Source organism: Geodermatophilus sp. SYSU D00703, from assembly GCF_054050155.1.
This window is the reverse complement of the sequence record NZ_JBJGYU010000053.1, coordinates 1-17,310: the sequence shown is the minus strand read 5'-3', so window position 1 is coordinate 17,310 and position 17,310 is coordinate 1. Positions and strand designations below refer to the sequence as shown.

The window sequence follows — 17,310 nt, the reverse complement described above, 5'->3', positions numbered from 1 at the left end:
CTCCCCCGGGAAGACGGAGAAGACCAGCACGTCGTCGACCAAGGGGTCACCGGCGGAGACGTGCCCGAGGACGCCGATGTGTCCGCGGCTCCCGCGGCCGAGCCCGTCGGCGAAGCCGGGGAGCCAGAGCAGGCCCCGGACCTCCTTCGGGAAGACGGGGAAGGCGGAGAAGACCAGCACGTCGATCCGCGCGAACCTGACGTGCTCAACGGCGACGTTCGGCAGCTAGTCGACCAGGGTCGAGGCCTCGTGGGTCCGGCGCTGTCAGCCGGCACCGAGGAACGTGGCGCCGATCGCATCGACCAACCCCCGGTTGACGTGGGAGGCGACCAGCCACACGACGCTGAGCCCGCGGGCGGCCAGATGGCGGAAGAAGGCCGGCCGGCCGCAGTCGTGTTCGCCGCCGGCGACCTTCTGAGCGAGGATCTGTCGGTGGCTGTCGCCCGTTGACACCGGCGACCAGCGGGCCTGTGTGATGACCACGCAACCGCCCTGGCGCACCCTGAGCCCCAGCGTGTCGGCCGGGTACGTGTAGGGCCCGGTCCAGCGAACGGCACGAGCAGGCGGCCACGTGGGCGTTCAGCTCGACGCCCTGCAGGGATCCCTTCGGACAACAGCAGGTCGAACAGGTCCGATGTGGTGCACCCTGCGCGGCCAGTAGCGCAGGAGCGCTGGGATGCCTGGCCGAGCTTCGCCCTCGGCCAGGCATCCCAGCCGATCACGAGCCCCTGGCCGAGGTGTCCCCATGCCGCAACGGGACAGAGGACGGCTACGGGGACAGTTCCGGTCCGCGCCCCTGCCATGAGTCTGGCTCGACCGTGACCGTGAGGCCGTTGGGCCAACTCAGCAGCGAGCTTCGCCGCCGCAGCAGTGGCGGCACGCGTGCTCCGCAGGACTGGCCCTAGAACGGCGGTGGGTCGTCGGCGGGGTCGGGTGCCGGTGGCGGGTGGGGTGCCCGGGCGAGGACGCGGGGGCCGGTGAGGGGCAGGCCGGGCCGCTGGGTGCCCGGGGGGCGGCTGACCCGGGTGACCCCGTTGGGGGTGGTCACCGACAGCACCCCGTCGGGGGTCAGGTCGTGGCACCAGCCGCGGGCGTGGGTCTTGAGCCGGTGGTGCCGCCGGCACAGGCAGCACAGGTTCGCGCAGGACGTCTCGCCGCCGCGGGCGTGCGGGAGGACGTGGTCCAGATCGGCCCAGCCGGCCGGGTTGCCGCGGCCGGGATGGCGGCAGGTGCGGTCGCGGGTCGTGGTCCAGCGCCGCTGGGCGGCGGTGGGCGCGTAGGCGTCGGTCGCCGGCGGCCGGCCCAGCAGCGCACACCCGCAGCCGGCGTCCCCGGGGCCGGTGTCGGGGTGGGTGGGGCAGCCGCGGCGGGCGATCCGCTCGGCCTTCCGGCGGGTGCTGGCCAGCAGCCCGCCGGCCGCGTCGGTGACCGCGATCGTGAGGGTGCCGCCGGCGGGGGCCTGCAGCCCGCCGGGGCAGATCGCGTCCAGCTGGGTGAGCAGTTCGCGCAGGTGGGCGGCGGTGATCGGCTGCTCGTCGACCTCCCCGGTCGGCGCCGGCACCGCCCCGGCGCGGCGGCGAGGACGGCCGAACCCGGCGCGCCGGGCGGGGCGAAGGCCGCCGGGGGCGGGGCGCCCTGGGCGAGGAACCGGGCCGGGGTGAGCGCGTCCAGCGGGGCGGTGAGGGTCAGCTGCGCGGTCACCGGATCGCGGTCGGCGCCCCCGGGGTGCAGCACCGGATCGGCCAGCACCCCGGCGCGCAGCATCCCGATCGGCCGCTCGTCCCCCGCGGTCTGCGCCGCCCGGGCCAGGCCGTCCATGGCGTGCCGGCAGGCGGCGGCCAGCTCGTGCGGCAGCCGCGCGACCAGCTCCGACACGCCCTCCCCGACCGGCCGGACGACGACGGTGGCGCCCCGGGCGGCGTCCCGGCGGCGGTTGGCGGCGGCGGCGCGGGCGGTCAGCTCGGCGGCCACCGCGGCCTTGCGCCGGCGGATGGACAGCTCGCCGGCGCGGGGCAGCACCGCCGCCTCCACCGCGGCCAGGACCGCCGGATCGGTGGCCCCCGCCCTCCACCCCAGCTCCTCGGCGATGGCGCGGGCCCGCGGCCAGTCCAGCCGCCCCTCGGCCGGCGCCGCCCGGGTGCCCGGCAGCGCCTCGGTCAGCGCGGTCGCCCGGTCGATCAGGCACGACGCCGCCGTCCGGGAGGTGTTCAGCACCAGCGCCAGCTCGTCGGCGAGGAACTCACCGCCCCCGGCCGGCTGCCCGGGCCCGCCCGGCCCGCCCGCGGCGGCGCCGGGCCGGCGGTCGTGGGTGTCGGGGCGGTCGGCGGCCAGCCCGGCGATCAGGTCCAGCTCGTAGGCGGCCAGCATCGCCTTGAGCTGCTGCAGCCGCTGCAGCTCGGCCGCCTCCTCCTCCGCCGGGCGGGCCCACGCCGGCAGCGCATCGGCCAGCGGCACCGGATCCACCGGCACGTCGGCGGGCGGCTCGAGTGGGGCGACGGTCAGGCCGACCCCGAACCCGCTGCCACCGAACACGGCCTGAACCCAGGTGAGGGGTACGACACTTCCCGGCCCCTGAGCAGCAGAGATGCGAGGGGATCGCGGTCGGCGGTCGTCACCGGGCAGGTGCGAACCGTCGATCCCAGCGCGGCATGAACGAGACGAGCTGAGGAGACGAACGGCAGGGAGGAAAGCGGCAGAGAGACAAGTCGCCGGGTCGACACGTCGTCCTGGCGACATGCCGACCCGGCCTCACGCGGGGACCCGGAACTCCTCCAACCCCAGCGGCACCCGCCGCGCCCCGCGCAGCACGTGCGCCATCACGCCCGGCGACATCAGGCTCGACGGCGGCGCCTCCATCTGGGCCACCCTCATGAACGCCGTCCCGACCACGGGGTCGAGCGAGGCCGCGCGGTAGACCTTGCCCAGGTAGGCGTTGACCACCCGGGTCCGCCGGTCGACCGGGCCGCGGTAGCCGGGCAGCCGCATGTCCCCGCCGACGGCGATCTGCCACGGGTTGTCGATCGTCGTGGCGGCCGCCTGCCAGAACTCCGCCGCGAGACCGGGCCGGTGCAACCCGCCGGCGAGCAGCCTCCGGAGGGCGATGGCCTCCAGGGCGGCCACGGTCATGCCCTGGCCGTAGACGGGGTCGAAGCTGCAGATCGCGTCGCCGACGACGAGCAGGCCCAGCGGCACGCGTGCCAGCCGCTCGTAGCGCCGACGCACCGAGGCGGGGAACCGGAAGCGCCGCGGGTCGTCCAGCGGCACCGCGGAGCCGATGACCTCGTGCACCAGCGGCGAGAGCAGCGTCGCGGCGTAGGCCTCGAAGCCCTCGGGGTCGACCGGCGGCCGGTCCCCGAAGAAGCCGGCGAGGGTGCAGATCCACCGGTCGCCCTCCTGCGCCAGCAGCACGCCACCCCGCTGGCAGTCCGGCGAGGCCGACACGAGCGCCCCGAGGGCGCCGTCCAGGTGCCCGGGCTCGCGCCGGTAGTGCCGCGTCGAGTACGCGACGTCGACCTCCACCCGCTCCTCCTCGGGCGGCTGGAAGCCGAGCGCGGACAGCCACTCCGGCGTCCGCGACATGCGCCCGGTGGCGTCGACGACGAGCTCGGCGTCCCAGTGCCGGATGCCCTGGCCGGCGCCGTCCCACTCGACCGCCGCGACCCCGAGCACGTTGCCGTCGCCGTCGTGCAGCAGGGTCCGGACGTCGACCCGCTCGTGCAGCTGGATGCGGGGGTCGGCGAGGGTCCGGCGGCGCACCTCGCGCTCCAGCAGCGGCCGGCTGGCCAGGACGCCGGTGAGCCCGGAGGGGCCGGGCGCCATCGTGTAGCCGTCGGTGACCCAGCGGGAGTCGGCCTGCGGGTCACCGGGCACGGCTCCCCGCGCCACCAGCTCGGCGGTCAGGCCGGGGTACAGGTCCTCGAGCGCCGCCCGGCCGCGGGACAGCAGCGCGTGCGGGTGCGCGGACTGCGGCGCCCCACCGCGCGGCACGGCGCCCTCGGGCAGCGTGTCGTGGTCGAGGAGCACCACGCGGTCGACGTGCTCGGACAGGACCCGCGCCGCCAGCAGTCCCGCCATGCCGGCCCCGATGACGACGGCGGTGCTGCGCCGGCCGGGGTGTGGGAGGACGGACATGACCACCTCCGACTGGGCCGCCTCCCCACGGACGGCCGCTGCCCTCCAGCGTCGTGACGGGACCGGCCGGGCAGATGCGTAGGACTACCCGTCCGACTACGCGTCCGGCCCCAGCCCGAGCTCGGCGAGCCGTGCGACGGCCGCCGTCCGCGAGCGGACGCCGAGCTTCCGGTAGGCCGAGCCGAGGTGGCCGCCCACGGTGCGCACGCTGAGGAACAGCGCCTGCGCCACCTCCGCGTCGCTGCGGCCCCGCGCGACCAGCCGGAGCACCTCCAGCTCCCGGGCGGACAGCGGTTCGGCGAGCGCGTCCGGCGCCGGGCGCGGCGCGGCGAACTCGGCGACCTGGTCGGCCAGGCGGGCACCGCCCGACCCGGGGCGCGCCGCGGCCGCGTCGGCGGCCGCCCGCAGCTGGGTGGCCTCGGCGGCGCGGCCCTGCGCGTCGAGGGCGGCGGCGTACAGCCGGGCCACCTCGACGATGCGCAGGCCGTCGCCGAGCTCGGCGAAGCCGGCGGCCGACCGGGCGCACGCGCGGGCCGCCTCCCGGGGGTCGCCGTCCCGCAGGTGCCACTCCGCGTCGTGCAGCGCCCAGCGCGCCAGCCCCCAGTGGTCGCGCACCTCGGTGCTGGTCCGCTCCGCCTCGCGCAGCACCGTGGCGGCGTCCCGGAGCTGCCCGGCCCGGACCAGCGCCAGCGCGCTCATCCCCGTGGTCCGGCCCACCGCCCACTGGTCCCCGGCGACGACGAACGCCCCGCGGGCCTCGGCGAGCAACCGGGCGCCGGTGTCGGCGTCGCCCTCGACCAGGGCGAACAGCCCGTGCCAGTACGTCGCCGCCCCCAGCGCCCAGACGTCGCCGGCTGCCCGGGCCCGGGCCTCGCTGGCCTCGACCAGGGCCGGGCCCTCCGCCAGCGCCTCCGGCCCGGCGAGCACGGCGGCGTCGAGCCGCAGCGCGGCCAGCCGGTGCAGCACGAACGAGGCGCCGGTGTGGTCGCCGAGCTCGTCGTAGAGCCGCAGTGCCTCGGTGAGCGCCGTCCGCGCCTCCTCCGGGGCGTCCTGGTGGCGGGACAGCCACCCCAGGCCGTGCAGCAGCTCGGCGCGCTCGGCCGTCGTGCCGGCGCCGGTGGCCAGCGCCGCCCGGATCCAGGTCAGCCCCTCGGCGAAGCGGCCCAGGCGCCACCACACCCACCACTGCGGCACGACCAGGTCGACCAGCAGGTCCGCCTGGCCGGGGGTGTCCCGCGCCCACGTCAGCGCGGCTCGCAGGTCGGGGCTGCGGGAGTCGAAGTGGTCGAGGACCCGCTGCTGCACCCCCGCGCCGTTGGGCCCCGGCAGCGTCGCGGACAGCCGCCGGACGAGGGTCAGGTGGTGCCGGGCGTGCCGCCAGGCCACCTCCTCGGCCTCGCCCGACTCGGCCAGCCGCGCCGCGGCGAACTGGCGCACCGGCTCGAGCAGCCGGTGGCTGCGCCGTCCCCCCTCGCGGAGCCCGTGGACCAGGTGCCGGCGGCCCAGCCGCTCCAGCACTGCCGGGACGACGTCGCCGGTCCCGGCGCCGAGGTCGCCGGCGACGGCGGTCGCGGCCTCCCGGTCGAAGGGGCCCGCGAAGACGGCCAGCCGCCGGAACAGCGTGCGCTCGGCCGGTCCGAGCAGGTCGTGGCTCCAGGCCAGGGTGGCCTGCAGGGTCCGCTGCCGCGCGGGGACGCCGAGGCGCTCGTCGACGAGCAGCCGGAACGCGTCGTCGAGCTGCTCGTCGAGCTCGTCCGGCGCCATGACCGCGGTCCGGGCCGCCGCCAGCTCCACGGCCAGCGGCATCCCGTCGAGCCGGCGGACCAGCCGGCCGACGACCGGGAGGTCCTCCGCGGACAGCGCCGCTCCGGCCGCGGCCGCCCGCTCCTGGAACAGCTGCACGGCCGGAGCGGCGCCGACGGCGGCGCGGTCGGCGGTCGCCGGCACGCCCAGCGGCGGGACCTCCCACACGTGCTCCCCGGCGACCTCCAGGGCCTGGCGGCTGGTCGCCAGCACCCGCAGCCCGGGGCAGACCGGCAGCAGGGCCAGGACCAGATCGGCGACCCCGGCGGCCAGGTGCTCGCAGTTGTCGGCCACCACCAGGACCTCACGGTCCCCGAGGGCTCCGGCCAGCGCGGCGGTGTCGACCCGGCTGTGCGCCAGGCCGAGCGCCGTGGCCAGGGACGGCGCGACCAGCGCCGGCTCCCGCAGCGGGTCCAGCGGCCACCAGGCGACCGGCGTCCCCCGCTCCCGCTCCCGGTCCGCGGCGGCGATCGCCAGGCGGGTCTTGCCGCACCCGCCGGCCCCGACGAGCGTGACCAGTCGGGCGCGGCGCAGCAGCCCGCCCACCGTCTCCAGGTCGGCGGCGCGGCCGACGAGGGAGGCAAGGGGAACGGGCAGCGCGGCGGTGCCGCCGTGCTCCGCGGCCCTCCCCCGCGCCGCCACGATCGCCGGCGCCTCCCCAGGCACACCGCAAGCCTGCTCTCCTCGGCGGGCGCGGCCAACCCGTTACGGAACGCCGCGGTCGACCGGCACGGCACGCGGTCCCTGGCCGAGCGCCCGTGCGCACCGGTGACCTGGCGGGATGGAAAGCTCGGGAGCCGTGGCGGAGAGGGGGCTGCGGGCGCCGGCCTGGCTCGAGGAGCTGGTCCGCACCACTCCCCCACCGGTCCCCTGGCGGGACGTCGTCCGCTTCGCCGTGACGATCCCCGCGCCGCTGGCGGTGGCCGTGGCCGTCGAGGGCGGGATCGAGCCGGGGCCGGTCCTCGGTGCGGGCGTCTTCGCCACCACCGGCGCCCTGGCGGGCAGCCTCGCGCCCCAGCCGGGCCCGCTGCGCGACCGGCTGCGCCGCATCGCCGCGGCGACCGTCTTCGGCGGCGTCGGGCTGGTCGTCGGCCAGTACGCCTCCGGCGGCGGCTGGCTGCCCGTCCTCGTCATCGCCGTCATGTCCGCGCTGGCCGCGCTGATCAGCGCGGTCAACTCGGCGCTCTCCCTCGGCGCCCTCCAGTTGCTGGTGTACACGGCCCTGGGGTCGGGCCTGACCACGCCGCTGCCGCCGGCCGCGGAGGTCGGCTTCTTCGTCGCCGGCGCGGCCTGGGCGACGCTGACCACGCTGGTCCAGTACGCCACCGAGACCTCCGACCCCGACCGGACGGCGGTCGCGGCCGTCTTCACGCGCATCGGGGAGCTGCTGTCCGCGGTCGGGACGCCGGACACCGAGGAGGCCCGCCGCAAGCTGACCACCGCGCTCAACGACGCCTACGACCGGGTGATCCGCAGCCGCAGCCGCACCGCCGGGCGGAGCAAGGAGCTCTCCGAGCTGGCCGGGGTGCTCAACGCGGCGGCACCGCTGGTGGAGGGGACGGTCGCCACCGTCCGCGCCGGGGTGCCGGCGGACCCTCGCGACATCACCGCGGTGCACGCCCTCGCCGCGGACGTCGGCGGCGGGCGCGAGCTGCCGCCCCAGCGCCCGGAGCCGATGGAGAGCGGCGAGCCGACCCGTCGCGCGGTGCGCCACGGGGTCCGGCTGGTGTGGAACGTCGTCGGCGACCCCGAGGAGCGGGCCGGCGCCGCGGTGCCCCAGCTGCGCCCCGACCTGCGGACCCGGCTGCGCGACCTCGCCGACCGCACCGTGGGCAGCCCCGACAGCCGGGCGTTCGCCGTCCGCCTGGCCCTGTGCATGACGATCGCCGAGATCGCCCGCCAGGCCCTGCCCATCGAGCGCCCCTACTGGGTGCTGCTCACCGTCGCGATCGTGCTCAAGCCGGACTTCGGCTCGGTCTTCACGCGCGCCGTGCAGCGCGGCGCGGGCACCCTGCTCGGCGTCCTCATCGGCTCGCTGCTGCTCGCGGTGCTCCCCCGCGACGCGTGGGTGCTCGTGGCGATGGCCGTCGCGGCGGGGCTGCTGCCCTGGGCGCGCAACGCCAACTTCGGCCTGTTCTCGGTGTTCCAGACGCCGGTGATCATCCTGTTGCTCGACGTCGCCCTGCCCGGGGGACCCGGCCTGGTCGGCGCCCGGCTGCTCGACACCCTCATCGGCTGCGCCATCGTGCTGGTCTTCGGCTACCTGCTGTGGCCGCAGACCTGGCGAGCGCCCCTGGACGAGGCGCTGCGCGACGCCGCCCTCGCCCTCGACGCCTTCGTGGCCGCCGCGTTCACCGGCAGCCCCGCCGAGCGGCGCCGGGCCCGGCGGCGGAGCTACCGCGCGCTCACCGAGCTGCACACCCAGCTGCAGCGGCGGCTGGCCGAGCCGCCGCCGGTCAGCACCCGCGCGGCGGCGTTCTGGCCGGTCATCGTGCAGCTCGAGCGGACGTCGGATGCGGTGACCGAGGCCGTCATCGCCATCCGCTCGGGAGAGCCCGCGCCCGACCTCGCCCAGGTCGCCGTCCTGCGCCGGGCCATCCGCGAGCTGGAGGCCGACATCCGCGCGCACCGGCCGCCCGACGACGCCGAGATCCACGCCGACGGGGTGCTCGCGCCGGTCGCCCGCGAGGTGGACGCTGCCCGCCGGCTGGTCCGCGACGCCGCACCCGGCCGCCCGTGGAGCGGCGAGGACTGAGCGGCAGGGACGATGTACCGGTGACCGTGACCCCCCGGCCGCCCGGGCCACCGCCGCCCGGGTCGCGCACCGTCCGCACCGACGACGGCGTCGACCTGCACGTCGAGGTGGACGGGGAGGCGGCGAGCCGTCTCACCGTCGTCTTCAGCCACGGCTTCACCGCCCGGCTGGCCGAGTGGGACCTCCAGCGGGCGGCCCTGCGCTCCCGCGCCCGCCTGGTGCTGTGGGACCAGCGCGGCCACGGGCGGTCGGGCTGGACGCCGCTGACCCGGGCGACGATCGACCGCACGGGCCGCGACCTGGGCCAGGTGCTCGACGCCGTCGTCCCGTCCGGCCCGGTGGTGCTGGCCGGGCACTCGATGGGCGGGATGAGCGTCATGGCCCTGGCCCGGCAACGCCCGGAGCTGTTCGGCGACCGGGTCGTCGGGGTCTTCCTGCTCGCGACCTCATCGGGCGGGCTGGCGCGCACCGGCCTGGTCGGGCTGGGCGTCCGCGCGCTGCGCCGGCTCGGCCTGCTGCCCGTGTACCTGCGCCTGCTGCAGGCGCTCGCGCCGCTGATGGAGGGGTTCCGGCGGCGCGGGACGGCGGCCGGCCGGTGGTTCACCCGCCGCTACCTGTTCGGCCGGGACGACGCCGACCCGGTGCAGGTGCGGATGGTGCAGGCGCTGCTGGAGGAGACGCCCCTCCCGGTCACGATGGCGTTCTACGCGACCTTCCTGGAGCACGACGAGTCCGCGGCCCTGCCCGTCCTCGGCCGGGTCCCGGTGACCGTCGTCGCGGGGACCCACGACCGGCTCACCCCCGTCCGCCACGGGTCCCTCCTGGCCGCCCGGATCGGCGACTCGGCCGAGGTGGTCGTCGTCCCCGGCGCGGGCCACAGTGTCAACCTCACCCGCCACGAGGTCGTGGACGCGGCCTTCCTCCGGCTGCTCGACCAGGTGGAGTCCGGTCTCGAGCACCGCCAGGCCGGGTGAGGCGCGGTGGACGCGGTCGCGGGGGCGTGGTCGGCTTGCGCCGTCCGACGCGCACCGAGGAGCTGACCGTGGACCGCTTGAGCCCGACCGACGCCGGTTTCTACTTCGCGGAGAGCGAGAACACCCCGCTGCACGTGGGGTCGGTCGCGGTCTTCGAGGGCCCGGCGCCGTCCTATGGCGACGTCGTCCGGCTGCTCCTGGCCAAGCTGCCGCTGGTCCCCCGCTACCGGCAGCGGGTCCGGCGGGTGCCCATGGACCTCGGCCGCCCGCTGTGGGTCGACGACCCGCACTTCCAGATCCTGTACCACGTCCGGCACACCGCCGTGCCGCAGCCGGGCGGGGACGAGCAGCTGCGCAACCTGGCCGGCCGGGTCCTCGGCCAACGGCTGGACCTCGCCAAGCCGCTGTGGGAGCTCTACCTGGTCGAGGGGCTGGCCGACGGCCGCTGGGCGCTGATCTCGAAGGTGCACCACTGCATGGTCGACGGCATCGCCGGCACCGACCTCATGCAGCTGGTCTTCGACCTCACCCCGGACGCCACCCACCCCGAGCCGCAGGACTGGACGCCGCAGCGCAGCCCGTCGACCGTCGAGGTGGTGGCCGGCGCCGTCCACGACGCGGTCACCCACCCCCTGCGGGAGTTCTCCCGTCTGCCCGGCGTCGGCGGGGTCCGCGGGGCGTCCAAGGGGGCGCTGAGGGCCGGCCGCTCCGTGGCCGCCAACGTGCCGGCCGTCGCCCGGCAGGTCGGCACCCGCACCGCGCGGTCCCTCAACGGCCCCATCGGTCCGCACCGCCGCTGGGCCTGGACGGAGGCGCAGCTCGAGGAGCTGAAGGGGGCGCGCCGGGCGCTGGGCGGCACGGTCAACGACCTCGTCCTCACCGCGATCACCCGCGGCTTCCGGGACCTGCTGGAGCGGCGCGGAGCCCTCTCCGACGGGCTGGTCGTCCGCTCGATGGTGCCGGTGTCGGTCCGCCGGCCCGGCGAGCGCGGCACGCTGGGCAACCAGGTGGCCCCGGTGTTCGTGGACCTGCCCGTCGCCGAGCCCGACCCGGTGGCGCGGCTGGCGTCGGTCCGGGGGCAGATGGACGAGCACAAGCGGCGCCTGTCGGCCGTCGACGCCCGCTCGATCATCGCGATGGGCGACTTCGTGGCGCCCACGCTGCTGGCCCTGGGCGTGCGCGCGGGCGTGGCGGCGTCCTCGATGTGGTACCAGGCGGTGACCACGAACGTGCCGGGGCCGCGGGTCCCGCTCTACGTGCTGGGCCGGCGGATGTGCTCGGCGCACGCCTACGTGCCGATCGCCGGCGGCATGCGCCTCTCGATCGGGGTCTTCAGCTACCTGGACACGATGACCTTCGGCATCAACGCCGACTTCGACGCCTTCCCGGACGTCGACGTGCTCGCCGGCGGCATCCGGCGCGGGGTGGACGAGCTCGTCGCGGCCGGGCGCAGCGCCGCGGCCGGTTGAGCGGATTGGCCCGCTGGCGGCCGGGTAGCCGGACGGGGTGGCTGATCGCGATACCGAGCTGACCGTCGCCGTCACCGGCCCGACCGGCACCTTCGGCGCGGGTCTGCTGCCCCTGCTGGAGGCCGACGACCGGGTGCGGCGGGTCGTCGGCATCGCCCGCCGTCCGTTCGACCCCGCCGAGCGGGGCTGGACGAAGATGACCTACCGCCGCGGCGACGTCCGGGACCTCGGCGACCTGCGCGAGGCCGTGGACGGCGCCGACGTCGTCGTGCACCTGGCGTTCCTCGTCACCGGCAACGCCTCCCGGCGGACCACCCGGGCCATCAACGTCGACGGCACGCTGAACGCCTTCCGCGCCGCGGCCGCGGTCGGCGCGCGCCGGTTCGTGTACGCCTCGTCGGTCGCCGCCTACGGGTGGCACCCGGACAACCCCGAGCGGATCCCCGAGGACTGGCCGGTGCGACCGGCCGCCCGGCTGTTCTACGCGCAGGAGAAGGCGGAGCTCGAGCACCTGCTCACCGCCGAGGCCGCCGCCACGCCGGACCTCGGGCTGTACCTGCTGCGCCCGACGGTGGTGCTCGGGCCCAACGCCGTCGGCGCCAAGGACGTGCTGCCCGGCCCGCTCGCCCCCCTCGGCCGCCGCCTGTTCGGCCGGCCCCGGCGGCTGCCGGTCCCGGTGCCCGTGCTCGCGCCGGAGTTCCCCGTCCAGTTCGTGCACGAGGACGACGTCGGCAGCGCGCTGCTGCAGTGCGTCGTCGCGGCCGGCCCGCCCGGCCCCTACAACGTCGCCGGGGACGGCGTCCTGACCGCCGCGGACGTCGTCCGGGAGCTCGGCGGGCTGGCGATCCCGGTGCCGGCCGGTCCGGCGGAGCTGGCGGCCCGTGTGATGACCCGGCTGCCGTTCCTGCCGCCGGCGGCCGAGTGGGTGGAGGCGGTCACCCGCCCGGCGATCGTGGACACCTCGCGCGCCAAGGAGGTGCTGGGCTGGCAGCCGCGCTACACCGGGCTGGAGGCGCTGCGCGCCACCCTGGCCTGAGTCACCACGGGACCCGCCGCAGCCAGTCGAGGACGACCCCGGCCAGCTCCTCAGGGGACTGCAGCTGCGGCACGTGCCCAACGTCGGCCATCTCGACGTACTCCCACGTCGGGTGCCGGCGGGCGACGTCGCGGGCCACGGTCACCGGGACCAGCCGGTCGCGGTCCCCGTGCACCAGCAGCACCGGCACGTCGACGCCGGCCATCGCCCGGCGCATCAACCGCGGGTCGGCCAGCAGCAGGAGCAGCGACCGGGCGGCGGTGAGGAAGGCACGGTCCATGCCGGCGACGTCCTGCCGCTGGTCGATCAGCTCGACCGACCGCTCGATGAGCTCCGGCGGCACGGCGGCCGGGTCGACCCCGCACAGCTCCAGCATGTCCAGGACCGTGCCCCGCGCTCCGCGTCTGGCGCGCTGGGCGGCCACGAACCGCTCGCCGACGCCCGGCAGCGCGTAGGCCACGAAGTTGCGGATGGTGCGCGGGTCGGGGCGGCCGCGCGGGCCGGGGACGGCGGGGTCGACCAGCACCAGCCCGCTGACCTTCGCCGGGGACCGCGCCGCCTCGAGGATCGAGATCATCCCGCCCATGGAGTTGCCGACGAGCACCACCGGGCTCCCGACCACCTCGCGGACGAACCGGTCGAGGACGGCGACGTTGGCGCGCACCGAGGCGTTCCGGTGCCCCGGCTCGCTGCGACCGAAGCCGGGCAGGTCCAGCGCGTGCACCCGCGCGTGCGGCGTGAGCAGCGGGGCGAACAGGTCCCAGTTGAGGTGCGACCCGCCCAGGCCGTGCACCAGGACGACGGTCGGTCCTGCCCCGTTGCCGCCGTAGTCGACGCAGTGGACCGGGCCGTCGAGGTCCACGGTGCGGCTGCGCCCGCGCAGCCCGGCGTCCTCGGTTCCCACGGCGCCCCTCCCGTCGGCGGATCGCGCCCCACGCTGCCCCGCGCGGGCGCGAGTCGCCACGCGACCCGGGCACCACTCGTGGGGCCTGTGCGTTTCCTGTGACGGAGGCCACAGCAACGGGCCGTCCACCCGCGCGTCGTAGCAGTCAGGTGTGACCGCCCCAGCAGAGTGGTACCGAGCAGGACGGCCACCGGGCCGCGACGGCGAGGAGGACGGCGTGTCACGACCGCAGGGGGAACGGTTCCGGGGGGACGGCCCGGCGCTGCCGCTCTACCTCACCGAGCCGGCGCGCGGGGTCGCCGACTTCGGGCTCTTCCTCGCCGCCCGTCCGCTGATGCAGCGGCTGCCGAGGGGGGACGGGCACCCGGTGCTGGTCCTGCCGGGCCTGCTCGCCGACGACACCTCGACCCGCGCCCTGCGCTCGGTGCTGCGCCACCTCGGCTACCGCGTGCACGGCTGGCGACTCGGCCGCAACATCGGCCCGACGGCGGCGTGCGTCGAGGGGATGCGCGACCGGCTCGACGACCTCAGTGACCGCTACGGCCGGCCCGTCAGCCTGGTCGGCTGGAGCCTGGGCGGGATCTTCGCCCGCGACCTGGCCCGCCGGACGCCGGACTCGGTCCGGCAGGTGATCACCCTGGGCACCCCGTTCCGGCTGGCCCGGCACAGCCAGAGCCGGGCGGCGCGGGCCTTCGACCGGTACTCGCACCTGCACGTCGAGCACCGGACCCTGCCGCTGGAGTCCGACAGCACCCCGCTGACCGTGCCGGCCACCTCGATCTACTCGCACTTCGACGGGATCGTGCACTGGCAGACCTGCCTGGACACCCCGGGCGAGCGCTGCGAGAACATCGCCGTCCTGGCCAGCCACCTCGGCCTGGGTCACCACCCGGCGGCCGTCTGGGCGATCGCCGACCGGCTGGCCCAGCCGGAGGGCGCCTGGCAGCCGTTCCGGCCCCCGCTGTTCCTGCGCCCGGCCTTCCCGCGCCCCGACTCCCCGCCGCCCACCCGGTGCGCCGCGGCCGCCTGACCCGGTCACGAGCCGAAGTCGGCCAGCACCCGCTCGAAGGGCTCGGGGGCGATCCGGACGCCCCCGGAGAACGGGTGGTCCATCTCGACCGCCACGAACAGCAGCACGCCGACGAGCGCCGACAGGCTGGCGAGCATCAGGGCGTGCAGCGCCGCCCGCCGGAGGCCGAAGAGCAGGGCGAACCCGATGGTCACGACCGCACCCACGATCAGCGCGATCCACAGCACCGCGGGGATGGTCCGCTCCACGTAGTCGAGCCGCTGGCTGCGCAGGCTCACCAGCTGGGCCAGCCGCTCGGCCTCGGCCCCGACGAACTCCTGCTGGGCCGGCGTGGCCGCGGGGGCCGCGGCGATCGCGCTGGTCATCCCGTCCAGGACGTCACCCAGCCGTGGGTCCCCCGGTTCCCCCTCGCGCATCTGCGGCCACTCCAGCTCGATGACCTCGTCCGCGTACTGCCGGACCAGGTCGCCGAGTTCGTCCTGCGTCTCCGGGGGGAAGGCGACGCTCTGCCGGTAGATGCCGCGCAGGGCGCTCGCCTCCTGCCCGACGATCCGCTCCGCCGACGTGAAGTTCTCCCACGCGACGATCACCACGAACGCGAGGAGCACGGCGTAGATGACGCCGACGACCGCGATGATGAACCCGACCACCTCGTTGTGGTCGCCCTCCGCCAGGGTCGGCCACCGGCGGCGGATCCCCCACTGCAGCAGCAGCACGACGGCGGGCAGGACGACCACCAGCAGGACGAAGACCACCCAGGTGGGCATGTTGAGCAACTCGTCGGACACCGGGACCTCCCCGGTCGGTGGGCGACCGCGGGCACGCGTCCAGCGACACTAGGCAGTACCTGAAGGGTCGCCCAGGGGCCATCGACCCTGGGCGCGACCACGGTGGCCCCCTCGAGGGCACCGGGATGCCTTGACCGTCGACGAGCCGCGGCGAAACGATGGCGTCCTCGCCACACCGATGTGCGCCGCGCCGCGCCGCCGAGCCGTCGGCCACGGTCGATGGCCCGATAGACCGGCGAGGCCTCAGTTCTCGTCGTCGCGAGCTCGTCGTCGGGACTCCGGAGGGCCTGTCCGTGGCCGAGCCGAGGAACGGCATCCAGCCCGTCGTCCGCACGCCGGTCGACGCCACGCCGGGACGTCTGCCCGGGCTGGACGGTCTGCGAGCCGTCGCGGTGCTCGCCGTCGTCGCCTACCACCTGGACCTGGGCTGGGCCTCGGGCGGGTTCCTGGGTGTGGACGTCTTCTTCGTCCTGTCCGGTTACCTGATCACCAGCCTCCTCGGCGCCGAGTGGGACCGTCGTGGCCGGCTGGACCTGCGCCGCTTCTGGATCCGGCGCGCCCGCCGCCTCCTGCCCGCGCTGGCCGCGATGGTCGCCGTGGTGTGCGCCGTGGCCGCGGTCGTCGACCGCGGGCAGCTGCAGGCTCTGCGCGCCGACGTGGCGGCGGCCGCGACCTACACCAGCAACTGGTGGCAGATCGTCGCGGACCACTCCTACTCCGCCCGGTTCGCTCCGCCGTCCCTGCTGCAGCACCTGTGGTCCCTGGCGGTCGAGGAGCAGTTCTACCTGACCTGGCCGTTGCTGCTCGTCCTCGGGCTGCGCCACCTGCCCCGCCGCGGGTTGGCACTGACCATCGCGGGGGCCGCGGCGTGCTCGGCGGTGGCCATGGCCGCCCTCCACGACCCCGGCGCCGATCCCTCTCGGGTCTACTTCGGCACCGACACCCACTCCTTCGGACTGCTCCTCGGCGCGGCGCTGGCGGTGTCGCTGCCGCCCGAGCGGCTGGCAGGGCGGCCGCGGGCCCGTGTCCGCCGGTCGTTGGACGCCACCTCCGCCCTGCTCGCGGTCGCCGTGGCGGCCGGCATCGTCGGGCTGGGCCAACTGGACGCCGCCACCTATCGCGGCGGCGCAGCGCTGGTCACGGTCGCGACCGCGGGGCTGGTCGCCGTGGCCGCCTGCCCGGCCACGCGCACCGCTCGGCTCCTGAGCGTGCGGCCGTTGCGCTGGATCGGGGTCCGCTCCTACGCGCTGTACCTCTGGCACTGGCCCGTGCTGGTGCTGATCCGGGACGCTCTCGGGCCCACCACCGCGGCGGAGCCCCTCGTCCGGCTGGGCGCGCTCGCCCTGACGGTCGGGCTGGCCGCGGCCTCGTGGACGCTGGTCGAGCGCCCAGTCCTCACCCGCGGCCTCACCGGCTCGCTGCGCGGACTGGTGGCCGGGGCACGGCCGGCGGGTCGGGTGGCGGCGGGCCGCCGGGCGCGCGTCGCGGGCGTCGCGGCGCTCACGCTGGGGGTGATGACCGCGGGGGTCGTCGGCCTCGTCGCCGCGCCTCCCCCGCAGGACGCCGAAGCGCAGATCGAGGCCGGGATCCGAGCCGTGGCCACGCCCGCGCCGGGCCCGCAGCCGACCATCGACCCGCCGTCCAGCACGGCCGGCCCCTCCTCCGGTACCTCTCCACCGACCGACTCGCTCCCCGGGGCGCAGCTCACCGCGATCGGGGACTCGGTGATGCTGGCCGGGGCCACCGCGCTGCAGGACCGGCTGCCCGGCATCGCCATCGACGCCGTCATCGGCCGGCAGATGGTCGATGCGCCGCAGGTCATCGCCGACCTGCAGCGCAACGGGCAACTGCGCCTCGACGTCGTCCTGGGCCTGGGCAGCAACGGCCCCTTCACCCCTGCCGACCTGGACCGGATCCTCGACAGCATCGGCCCGGGCCACCGCCTGGTCCTCGTCACCGTGCACGTGCCCAGACCCTGGCAGGACGAGGTCAACGCCACGCTGCACGGTGCCCGCGGCCGGCCGGGGGTCAGCATCGCCGATTGGCACGACGTGATCGCCGCCCAGCCCGCGCTGCTCTATCCCGACGCCACGCACCCCCGGCCCGACGGGGCCGCCCTCTACGCCGACGCGATCGCCCGCGCCCTGGCACAGCCGCTGGAGGGCACCCCGTGACGGGGGCCGTCGCCCGGGCTCACGGGTCGACGGCGGAGGTGGGCGCGGCAGGGATCGAACCTGCGACCGCTCGCTTGTAAGGCGAGAGCTCTCCCGCTGAGCTACGCGCCCCGCCCGCCCAGGGTAGGTGGCCCGGACGGGTGGCACGGGGTGGGGGGGGGGGGGGGGGGGGGGGCCCCCCCCCCCCCCCCGCCCGTCTCCCCCCGAGACCCCCCCCCGCTCCTACCCGCCCGGCCAGGGGGGGGC

Annotated in this window: 13 protein-coding genes, 1 tRNA gene and 1 pseudogene; 6 read left to right on the top strand and 9 right to left on the bottom strand. The window is 76.6% G+C overall.

Annotation, left to right across the window (positions count from 1 at the left end; all coding sequences use genetic code 11):
* The 6 genes and pseudogenes from ACI782_RS25295 to ACI782_RS25270 all read right to left on the bottom strand — a co-directional run.
* Window positions 1–180 (bottom strand): hypothetical protein (locus ACI782_RS25295; protein ID WP_456912875.1); only part of this gene is annotated, 180 nt, incomplete at its 3' end.
* 84 nt (window positions 181–264) lie between these two features.
* On the bottom strand, window positions 265–513 hold the full coding sequence (locus ACI782_RS25290; protein WP_456912876.1) for a transposase: 249 nt from the start codon (window positions 511–513) through the stop codon (window positions 265–267).
* A 388-nt stretch (window positions 514–901) separates the two neighbouring features.
* Window positions 902–1,561: an HNH endonuclease gene (locus ACI782_RS25285; RefSeq protein ID WP_456912877.1), complete on the bottom strand. Its 660-nt coding sequence runs from the start codon at window positions 1,559–1,561 to the stop codon at window positions 902–904.
* Between the two features lie 272 nt (window positions 1,562–1,833).
* Window positions 1,834–2,367: pseudogene (locus ACI782_RS25280) on the bottom strand (DUF222 domain-containing protein); the annotation flags it as partial.
* A gap of 381 nt (window positions 2,368–2,748) precedes the next feature.
* A complete protein-coding gene (locus tag ACI782_RS25275; protein WP_456912874.1) occupies window positions 2,749–4,131 on the bottom strand; it encodes an FAD-dependent oxidoreductase in 1,383 nt (460 codons plus the stop codon).
* A gap of 96 nt (window positions 4,132–4,227) precedes the next feature.
* Window positions 4,228–6,600 carry an ATP-binding protein gene (locus ACI782_RS25270; RefSeq protein WP_456912873.1) on the bottom strand — a complete coding sequence of 791 codons (2,373 nt, stop codon included), beginning with the start codon at window positions 6,598–6,600 and terminating at the stop codon, window positions 4,228–4,230.
* Between the two features lie 115 nt (window positions 6,601–6,715).
* Here ACI782_RS25270 and ACI782_RS25265 point away from each other — a divergent pair, with 115 nt between their 5' ends.
* The 4 genes from ACI782_RS25265 to ACI782_RS25250 all read left to right on the top strand — a co-directional run bounded on the left by ACI782_RS25265 (window position 6,716) and on the right by ACI782_RS25250 (window position 12,168).
* Complete coding sequence (locus ACI782_RS25265; protein WP_456912872.1) at window positions 6,716–8,689, top strand: FUSC family protein; 1,974 nt, start codon at window positions 6,716–6,718, stop codon at window positions 8,687–8,689.
* A gap of 20 nt (window positions 8,690–8,709) precedes the next feature.
* Complete coding sequence (locus ACI782_RS25260) at window positions 8,710–9,663, top strand: alpha/beta fold hydrolase (protein WP_456912871.1); 954 nt, start codon at window positions 8,710–8,712, stop codon at window positions 9,661–9,663.
* Window positions 9,664–9,731: 68 nt separating this feature from the next.
* On the top strand, window positions 9,732–11,132 hold the full coding sequence (locus ACI782_RS25255) for a WS/DGAT/MGAT family O-acyltransferase (protein ID WP_456912870.1): 1,401 nt from the start codon (window positions 9,732–9,734) through the stop codon (window positions 11,130–11,132).
* A gap of 37 nt (window positions 11,133–11,169) precedes the next feature.
* Window positions 11,170–12,168 carry an NAD-dependent epimerase/dehydratase family protein gene (locus tag ACI782_RS25250; protein ID WP_456912869.1) on the top strand — a complete coding sequence of 333 codons (999 nt, stop codon included), beginning with the start codon at window positions 11,170–11,172 and terminating at the stop codon, window positions 12,166–12,168.
* Between the two features lies 1 nt (window position 12,169).
* On the opposite strand, the gene ACI782_RS25245 is transcribed toward ACI782_RS25250, so the two are convergent.
* Entirely contained in the window at window positions 12,170–13,072 is a 903-nt protein-coding gene (locus ACI782_RS25245) for an alpha/beta fold hydrolase (protein WP_456912868.1), read from the bottom strand.
* A 217-nt stretch (window positions 13,073–13,289) separates the two neighbouring features.
* Here ACI782_RS25245 and ACI782_RS25240 point away from each other — a divergent pair, with 217 nt between their 5' ends.
* Window positions 13,290–14,102, top strand: coding sequence for an esterase/lipase family protein (locus ACI782_RS25240; RefSeq protein ID WP_456912867.1), 813 nt, complete (start codon window positions 13,290–13,292; stop codon window positions 14,100–14,102).
* A gap of 5 nt (window positions 14,103–14,107) precedes the next feature.
* Here the strand turns inward: ACI782_RS25240 and ACI782_RS25235 are convergent, their stop codons facing one another.
* The gene (locus tag ACI782_RS25235) at window positions 14,108–14,890 is read right to left on the bottom strand and encodes a bestrophin-like domain (RefSeq protein WP_456912866.1); all 783 of its coding nucleotides are present in this window, start codon (window positions 14,888–14,890) and stop codon (window positions 14,108–14,110) included.
* A gap of 293 nt (window positions 14,891–15,183) precedes the next feature.
* Here ACI782_RS25235 and ACI782_RS25230 point away from each other — a divergent pair, with 293 nt between their 5' ends.
* A complete protein-coding gene (locus ACI782_RS25230; protein ID WP_456912865.1) occupies window positions 15,184–17,064 on the top strand; it encodes an acyltransferase family protein in 1,881 nt (626 codons plus the stop codon).
* 39 nt (window positions 17,065–17,103) lie between these two features.
* Here ACI782_RS25230 and ACI782_RS25225 read toward each other — a convergent pair.
* Window positions 17,104–17,175: transfer RNA gene (locus ACI782_RS25225), tRNA-Val, on the bottom strand.
* Window positions 17,176–17,310 lie beyond the last annotated feature (135 nt).

Bases quoted from the DNA above. Each gene is read 5' to 3' on its own strand.
- ACI782_RS25275 (WP_456912874.1), bottom strand. From the start codon at position 4,131: ATGTCCGTCCTCCCACACCCCGGCCGGCGCAGCACCGCCGTCGTCATC.
- ACI782_RS25265 (WP_456912872.1), top strand. From the start codon at position 6,716: ATGGAAAGCTCGGGAGCCGTGGCGGAGAGGGGGCTGCGGGCGCCGGCC.